The following is a 7,750-nucleotide window of genomic DNA, read 5'->3' as shown; positions in this document are numbered from 1 at the left end:
AACCCAACTGTTGAAGTAAGTCGGGTAAAGAAGTTTGAAATGAGCAGCTATGGGTTTCCCCATTTACCTGAACCGTAATTTTATTAGACATAAATGTGGGTGGGGAGTGGGGAGTGGGAAGTGGGGAGTAGGGCTTACAAAGGTAGGTATTTTGTATTTGGTCATTTTTTGAATATTTCAGCCGATGTTTAAATCCTGAAACGACCAAATCACGTTAAACAGTTGATAATTTTCTCAACTATTTTTGAGATTCCAAAAAACCTACCCTTGAAAGGGGGAGTAGGGGAGGCAGGGGAAGTAGAGGGGAAATAACCAATGCCCCATGCCCAATGCCCCATGCCCCCTGCCCCTATCTCATCTTTTAAGAGGAGGTTGGGTTTGTTTAGGTGCTACAGGCGCTTGGGATGCTGGTGGGTTGGAAATACCAGGATTGATAGGACTGATGCCTTGTCCAGTTGGAGGCTGAGTTATGCCAGGAAGAGGTACAGAATTAGGTGCTAAGGGAAATCTAGGGGTAAGATTCCCTTCGGGATTGATGCCTGGGACTGGTGCAGTGGTGGGTATTGGTGCAGCACCAGGATTGATTGGGAAAGAGGGGATATTAGGCTGGTTAAGTGAGTTTGTGGGTGGTTGAGATGGGCCAGGAATAATTCCCAAAGAAACGCGATCGCCTCCTACTTGCCGTAGCAAATCCAATGTCTCAATAACATCATTATAAGTTGCTGTCCGCGAAGCATTTAGCACCACAACGGCACTAGGGTTTGCTTGGAGATACTGTTTTAACCTCGCTCCCAAATCATCCCGTTGTACAGGCTGTTTTTCTATGTAAGTGTTGCCAACGGCATCGATAGTTACAATCAGACTTCCACTCTGTGATGTTATTCCAGATACTGAACTGGCGCTGGCTTTGGGCAAATCAACATTTATTGCCTGTTGGCGGGTAAATTGTAATGCCGCTAATAAAAAAAACGTCAAAATACAAAAAACAACATCTATTAAAGGGATGATTTGAATTTGGACTTCTTCAATTGGGGTATGTAGATTAACTTTCATTTTCTCAATTTAAACGCCTAGTTCGGGGGTTGAATTTTTGACTAATTAGGTGAATTCGGGGGTTCAGGAGGTTCAGGAAACCTAGTCTTTCCTGGCTTGCGGGGTGGAGTGAAATTTTCTTGCACAATTGCTGATGTACTATTACTAAAATCAGGAGGGGACTGGCGGTAGAGCAATTCCATCTCATTCCCCGCCTTGCGAAAAACTTTGACTTGGTTGACTACAAAACTTTGAAATAGGCGATAAAATACCAAACTAATAATGGCAACTATTAGCCCTGCTGCCGTACTAATTAAGGATTCACCAATACCAGTAGTCACCCCGGCGGTAGATTCAGTTCCCAAATCGCCAATCCGAATTGAGCGCAGAGACTGGATTAGACCCAAAACAGTACCTAATAATCCCAGCAGAGGCGCGAGGGCAATCACAGCTTCTAAAAGCTTTTCGCCCCGCCGCATTCCAGCCAATTCGTCTTCTGCTGTGGACTCAAGTGCTAGTCGAAAGGTTTCCACGTCAGTTTTTGGAAAACGTAAGGGAGCATAGAGAAAACGCCCGACAGGCTGATGGCTTGCTTGTTTTGCGATGTCAGCAGCTTCTTGCCAATTATGCTGGGCAGCATCTAGGATGCGATCGACTATTTGCTTTTCTTGAGTCAAAATCCGCAACCAGAACCACAAACGCTCAAAAATCACACTCAAAGACAGAATTGAGAGAACAAGCAAAGGCCACATCGCTGCCCCGCCCTTATAAAATAAATCTAAAATATCCACTGTTTAAGTTTCCTCCCTCCATGACTAAAGCAAATGTGCTAAGGCATTTTAATTTTAGAGATTAATGCAAAATGAGGGACTTCCAAAATATAAATTTCTCGAAAACCTAAAAAGACAGTGCAAGCATGGGGTATTTGACTTAGACTGCTGGACATTGGGATAAGCCAGGAGGCAGAAGGCAAGAGGCACGAGGGAAGAGGGTTTTAGTCTAGTTTTATTCTGTCAACTTACTTATACACGGGTGGACACTTAGCTAGATTTGTTTGCCAGCCGAGATCAAATGTGAAATATTTTGGGAGGCATATCCTTGAGACAATCCTTTATCTTCCAATAGTGACAAAACTTTTTTAAGTTGATTTTCAAGTTGCTGCTGACTACGAAAGTTAGCCAATAGCATTTTTTCAATGGGTTTAACAATCCGCCTCATTTGTTCCTGATTGAGTTCTTCATCTTTTGGATATCCTGTAATGAAACCATGAGTAATAAAGAGTTCACAACCATTAATGATCCCATTTTGAAATACTTGGTTAATTTGCGCGTAATTTTCTGCGATAAATAGCTCATTACTATATTTTAAAATAACTGGTTCTAGTATATAAATTACTGGAACTTCTTCTGTGCTTTTAGCCATTAAGCAATGCCTTACAATTAAATTATTGACAGTTTCAAATAACTGCTGATAAGTTAAAAATTGCTGACTATCTTGTACTAATTCATTCCATAAGGCTGTATTGCGTCTGATACCTACCCAATAAATCAGATTTATTTCTAATTGTGAAAGTTTTTTAAATTGCTGATTTAAAAAACCAGTGGTTAATTCATCAAGAACAGTTGTCACTTCACCATTATTTATAAATGGTGATATATCACCATTAAAGACATTATGAATGCTTTGTATAATTCTTTTAAGTATCCACGGGTTATTATAACGCTCACTAAATTTCTCTAGTTCAATATCTGTACCAAATAGACCTTCTGCACTTAAAAATTCTTTTACGTCTTTTTTGATGAGAGGTAACGACTTTTTAGAAAAAACAAATTTTCCTTCTAATATTGCAATATTGTCAGGTTTTCTTCTACTAAGTAATAATAAAGAGCTTTTGTGGGATTCTTTAGCAACTCTCTCTACAAATACATTATACTTTGTATAATCTTCGCTCTTATTGTCCATAATTTCCTCCCAAGCATCCAGCACTATTAAACATTTTTGCTGATGTAAATACTGCATGAGTTGGGAAATATCGGCTTCTTCTTGTTCACCTTTAGATAAAAATTGCACCAGTCTGTTCAATATCTTGTTAAATGGTGGTGCTGATTCTAGAGAAAGCCAAATTAAACGATTATATTTGTCAGCAATTCTATCTACTAAATGGCGAACTAAGGCGCTTTTTCCAATTCCCCCCATTCCGTGAATAAAGACTAATCGACAACCTTTTTGGATAAGCCATTGCTGAAGTTCAGCTAATTCTTGGGTACGTCCATAAAAATTAATAGGAGGGGGTGCTTCGCTCAAATCTCTATTAGCATCTGCTTCATTTTCTGCTACATCTTCCCAGTTCAAGTTCAACACTTGACAAAAAGTCTTAAAAGTAGAAGCAGTAATACGTTCCTTTGCTACCCGAAAGCGTTTCAAAGTAGCTTCAGATACAGCACAATGGTCTTCTGAAACATTATCCCAGTTTTTATCTGGTTGTAAAATCTTACTTGCTTCTCTAAGAAATATTGCATTCATATCTGAAGCAGTTGCAATTGTCGTTCCATGTCTCACAATTAGCCTCTTCCAGGCTTCCTTGATGAGTTTTTTTCCCTGTTGAGAGGCTTTGAGAGAAAAGCGTTCAGGCATAAATTTCAAGTTTTTATGAAAAAATTACATTGTTACGTTGACAGTTTGTACGTTTTATTTAGGGATTATTTCGTTGTGGTGTTTCCAGAAGAGTAAAACCATATTCATCACTGTTAGGATTACTTCGATTAAGTTGTACTAAAACACCAACCCCTGTAGCTGCTTTGCGATCGTGATCTGGATCAAATCTTACCTCTGTAGTAGCACCTGGAGCAGAAAAGCTAGTATTATTCAACTTTTCGTATATATTTTGACGAGTTGGATTAGCATTTTCACGAAGGTCACTCAAAGCTTTAACAAATGCCTGCGCTGCGTCATACGAAGTCATTGTTCTCCAACTCACTTTTTTTATTCCCCAAAGGTTTATAGTTTGACTCTTGAAATTGTTTTGAACTTTATCTGCGTGGGAAAAAACAGCAAGCACTATTTTGTTAGTAAATGTTTCAGGGTTCTTTGATATTTGTCTATTATACAGAACATCCCCTGTGAGGATTTTAAAATTTCTATTTGCTCCTAATTGAGCAATATTCAGTATATTGTTTAAGGTTATATAACCAGGAGCTAACATTAAGGCGTTTACTTCTGCTTCTGCCGTTTTCACCGTGCTTATGCAATTTTTTTTATTAAAAGAGGATGCTGATAAATCGCAAAGTTGGTAATTTATTTCATTGGGATTTCTATTTGTTAATTGATTTTGAAATTCTTCGGTCAGAGATTTGCTATGAGGATCTGTAGATTCGTAAATAATCAGTACTTTCCTCAATTTAAGAGCGTCCCACATATATTCAGCTAAGTTTTTAGCTGCAATTGAATCATTAGAGGCTGTGCGGAAAACATAATGATGCAAATTTGGTTGTAATGTTTCAGGAGGAAATTCCCTAATAGCGGTACTTGTGGGTGCAATCAGAACAAGTTTTTGCCCCCCATAAATTCCTCCTGCTTCCCAAATATATCTGCTTGTATAGCGACCAATAACTCCTAAGTTTTGACTCTTCTGAAAATAATCAAATTCTTCTGGTATATTATTATTAGATATATAGTTAGCTATCCTTTTTACGTCTTCTATTAGATTATTATTATCCTTTACTAGGAGGATTTGAAACAATGGTGTGTTTGTATTTTGTTCTTTTAAGACTTGGGCTACACCACGCAGTATTTCTAGTGTAATATCAAGGTTGGATTCACTTGGAATAACAACTGCAATTGTTGGCAGACTACCATTACGTGCTGATACAGTTTGAGCAACCTTAGAGTTGTATTGGTAAATAAATGTTTCAGGATCAACTATACAAAAATTTGTGCTGGAGTTTGTTACATTAGGATCTAGTTTAAATTTATCTATGGATTGTGTAAACAAATCATCAGCTTTTTTAAAAAGGTTTTCATTAGCAGACGAACTAGCTTGTTTAAAAGCTTTCATTCCTTCTTGCTTTAAATTGTAAGCGTCTTTGCAACTTGGGTTCTTAGATTTTGCATTTAGTTGAGCAATTAAAGATTCTTCCCCTCTGCTAAAATAGTTGGCAAAAGGTGGTGGTGGGACTGGTGACTTTGGATGAAATATAAAATAGCAAGCAACTGCGATCGCTATTCCTAATGAAAACGGAAAGACAAAACTTATTATCGAACGCCAGCGTCTAGGAAGTTGCTTCACCCAATCAAGAAATCTCCTCAACATTCTTGGTTTGGGAGACGAGCCTGAATTAGGTCTTTGAGTAGGATGTGAGCCTGAATTACGTTCACCAGACAGAATCTTAAGAACCTCTTGAGCAGACTGAGGACGGTCTTCTTGTCTGCGTTTGAGCATTTCGTCTAAAGCTTTTGCAAAATGCTGATCGCTCACTGGCACATGAGCTCTCCAACTTGAATTCAAGATAAGCTCACGAGTATCTGTAAATCCTGTTAACAAACACAGACAAGTTGTGGCTGTGGCGTATAAATCTGATGCAGGGGATACTTTGTCATGATCAAATTGCTCAGGCGGTGCAAAATGCGGATCTAGCACTATAGATGTTGTCTCAACCTCTAATCCTTGCAATATCTGTTTAACTGCACCGAAATCTATTAGATATAGCTTATCGTCCTGACTACAGCGTATGATATTAGCAGGCTTAATATCTCTATGTATAACTCCGTTAGTACCGTCATAATTATGGATATAATTGAGTAAGTTTAGAATTTCCTTGAGAATGTTTATAACTTCACCCTCTGAAAAGCTTCCCACCTCCCGGAGTTCCTGAGCTAAATTTTTTCCTTCTATATAATCCTGCACTAAATAAAAAAACTTTTGCACAACCCAAACTTTCGTCCACTTCGTAGCCCTATCCCCTTGTTAGCTATTCGGTTTATGGTTGAAGCTGACCTCCCTTTTCTTGAGAGTTCGGCTGATCCATACTTACGTATTCGATACCTGGAAGCTTATTTAAAGTGTTTTGGTCATAAATTTACAGATGAAACAAAGTTTAGAAATGCTCATCAAGCATTAGCTTTAGCGAAAGAACAAACAGCTATTTTCAGGTAAATATACCACTCTGTAAGGACATAGCAATGCCTATGGGTGTCAACGAAAATCGGCGGGAATCCCATTCCTTCAAGCGGTGGGAGGAATAGTCGTCCGTCGATTTAGTCATTATTCATTGGTACTAATGACTAATGACCAATGACTAATGACTAATGACTAATGACTAATGACTAATGACTAATGACTTTTTTACTATTTCAAAGAGTAATGTCTTTTTATAAAAGCCGCACCTAAATCTTCTTGGTGTAAGGTTTCTTGCTTAGTTGTGTTGTCTTTTGGTCGGGTGGAAAGCCCCATCTCCTTGAGCAAACGGTTAATGTGACAACTGCTAACCTTAATTTCCAATTCTTTTGCCAAATGCTTGCTTAACCATTCTGCTGTCCAGCGTTCAAATGCATAGCCAACAAGGCGCGGACTATGGCTTACCAATTCTTTCAAGCGAGCGAGGTATTGCTCATTGACAGTTTTAGGCCGTCCCATCAAGCGATCGCTCCATTTGTGAGCTTGTCCTGTTTGGGCGATCGTAATCCAGTAGCGTGCAGTCTCTTGAGAACATCCCAAAGCTTCACAGATTTGAGCCTGAGATTCACCTGCATCGTAAAGCAGCATGATTTCAATGCGACGGCGGTATTCTGGACGTAAGTCGGTTTCTAAGCTTTTCAGTAGGTATCTGCGCTGAAAGGGTGTTAAGCAAAGACCTGGATTTTCCATAACGATTCCTCTTGGTAGAAGTTACACTCTTTGGAAGTTCGTTTAGCTTCTTTGCGAACCTCTGCTTACTTCTCGGAATCAAAAGTCTATGAATTCCGCAACTTGTTACAAAACTTCACAATTATCGGATGAATGGTCAGAAGTTAGGCTTTACAAACTGTTCCTAGTTTGTCGGGGCGAAATATGCTTCGCCTTTATATGAACAATAATCTTAAATGAAGGAAAAGGCTTGCTTTAATTTCCTCCTTTTTAATGAAGGTTAGGGAGAAGCAAGCCTTAACTCAAGTGTATTGTTTTGGATTAAAAAAAACAAAAACATAAGTCATTGATTTATGTGGATAAAATCACTTTTTAACCATTGATTTTATTGATTAAATCTCAGAATATTTAAATGGAGTTAGACAATTCCTCAAATAACTATACAGAAAAATGCACACTCTATAAGGAGAAAAAAGATGAAAGTCAATCAGCATGAGCAACTCTTAACTGAATTAGACTCTGTGTTGGAAGAAATTTCCGATGACAATTCTGCTTCTCTAACAGGAGGAGCCAGATCAACCTTCTCAGACATAATTCCTGCCTTCGGATCAAGCACATTTGCACAGACATATACCACCAGTAGGCAATTCAATGACATTTCAATTCGATTGAATGAGAATATCGGTTCCGCCATAAAAGTTAAAGCCGTGCGTGCCGATAACCTACGTGATATAAGTACTTTCGTAAGGACGATTCCTCCAAACTCTGCCGGAAAGCTGATCACTGTTGCGGCAAATGTGCGCGATGGAGTCCCCTTCAGGCTCAATTTTTCAATTGACGGGTTTTATGCAGCAGAGAAAGATCGGTCAGGGCTTT

General features: G+C 38.7%; 7 protein-coding genes and 1 pseudogene. 2 read left to right on the top strand and 6 right to left on the bottom strand.

The genetic code is table 11. The features are described 5' to 3' along the window. The 5 genes and pseudogenes from LC574_RS17130 to LC574_RS39065 form a co-directional block, all read right to left on the bottom strand. A pseudogene (locus LC574_RS17130) lies at positions 1–91 on the bottom strand (thiamine biosynthesis protein ThiS); the annotation flags it as partial. 263 nt (positions 92–354) lie between these two features. Continuing rightward, positions 355–1,053: a biopolymer transporter ExbD gene (locus tag LC574_RS17125; RefSeq protein WP_229454623.1), complete on the bottom strand. Its 699-nt coding sequence runs from the start codon at positions 1,051–1,053 to the stop codon at positions 355–357. A 41-nt stretch (positions 1,054–1,094) separates the two neighbouring features. Continuing rightward, positions 1,095–1,823, bottom strand: a complete 729-nt coding sequence (locus tag LC574_RS17120; RefSeq protein ID WP_229454622.1) for a MotA/TolQ/ExbB proton channel family protein — start codon at positions 1,821–1,823, stop codon at positions 1,095–1,097. A 253-nt stretch (positions 1,824–2,076) separates the two neighbouring features. Then, positions 2,077–3,666 carry an NB-ARC domain-containing protein gene (locus LC574_RS17115; protein WP_229454621.1) on the bottom strand — a complete coding sequence of 530 codons (1,590 nt, stop codon included), beginning with the start codon at positions 3,664–3,666 and terminating at the stop codon, positions 2,077–2,079. Positions 3,667–3,724: 58 nt separating this feature from the next. Then, entirely contained in the window at positions 3,725–5,956 is a 2,232-nt protein-coding gene (locus LC574_RS39065; RefSeq protein ID WP_229454620.1) for a bifunctional serine/threonine-protein kinase/ABC transporter substrate-binding protein, read from the bottom strand. A gap of 54 nt (positions 5,957–6,010) precedes the next feature. Between LC574_RS39065 and LC574_RS17105 the strand changes: the two genes are divergently transcribed. Continuing rightward, the gene (locus LC574_RS17105) at positions 6,011–6,184 is read left to right on the top strand and encodes a hypothetical protein (RefSeq protein ID WP_229454619.1); all 174 of its coding nucleotides are present in this window, start codon (positions 6,011–6,013) and stop codon (positions 6,182–6,184) included. A gap of 192 nt (positions 6,185–6,376) precedes the next feature. Here the strand turns inward: LC574_RS17105 and LC574_RS17100 are convergent, their stop codons facing one another. Next, on the bottom strand, positions 6,377–6,895 hold the full coding sequence (locus LC574_RS17100; protein ID WP_229454618.1) for a helix-turn-helix domain-containing protein: 519 nt from the start codon (positions 6,893–6,895) through the stop codon (positions 6,377–6,379). Between the two features lie 455 nt (positions 6,896–7,350). On the opposite strand from LC574_RS17100, the gene LC574_RS17095 reads away from it, so the two are divergent. Next, the coding region (locus LC574_RS17095; protein WP_229454617.1) for a hypothetical protein at positions 7,351–7,750 on the top strand (400 nt) is incomplete at its 3' end.

Source organism: Nostoc sp. CHAB 5715 (assembly GCF_020829685.1).
In the GTDB taxonomy this organism is placed as follows: Bacteria; Cyanobacteriota; Cyanobacteriia; order Cyanobacteriales; family Nostocaceae; genus Nostoc.
This window is presented reverse-complemented; position numbering and strand designations above follow the sequence as displayed.

Excerpts from the sequence above, each read along its gene's own strand:
- LC574_RS17100 (WP_229454618.1), bottom strand. The coding sequence starts at position 6,895 with ATGGAAAATCCAGGTCTTTGCTTAACACCCTTTCAGCGCAGATACCTA.
- LC574_RS17125 (WP_229454623.1), bottom strand. The coding sequence starts at position 1,053 with ATGAAAGTTAATCTACATACCCCAATTGAAGAAGTCCAAATTCAAATC.
- LC574_RS17115 (WP_229454621.1), bottom strand. The coding sequence starts at position 3,666 with ATGCCTGAACGCTTTTCTCTCAAAGCCTCTCAACAGGGAAAAAAACTC.
- LC574_RS17105 (WP_229454619.1), top strand. The coding sequence starts at position 6,011 with ATGGTTGAAGCTGACCTCCCTTTTCTTGAGAGTTCGGCTGATCCATAC.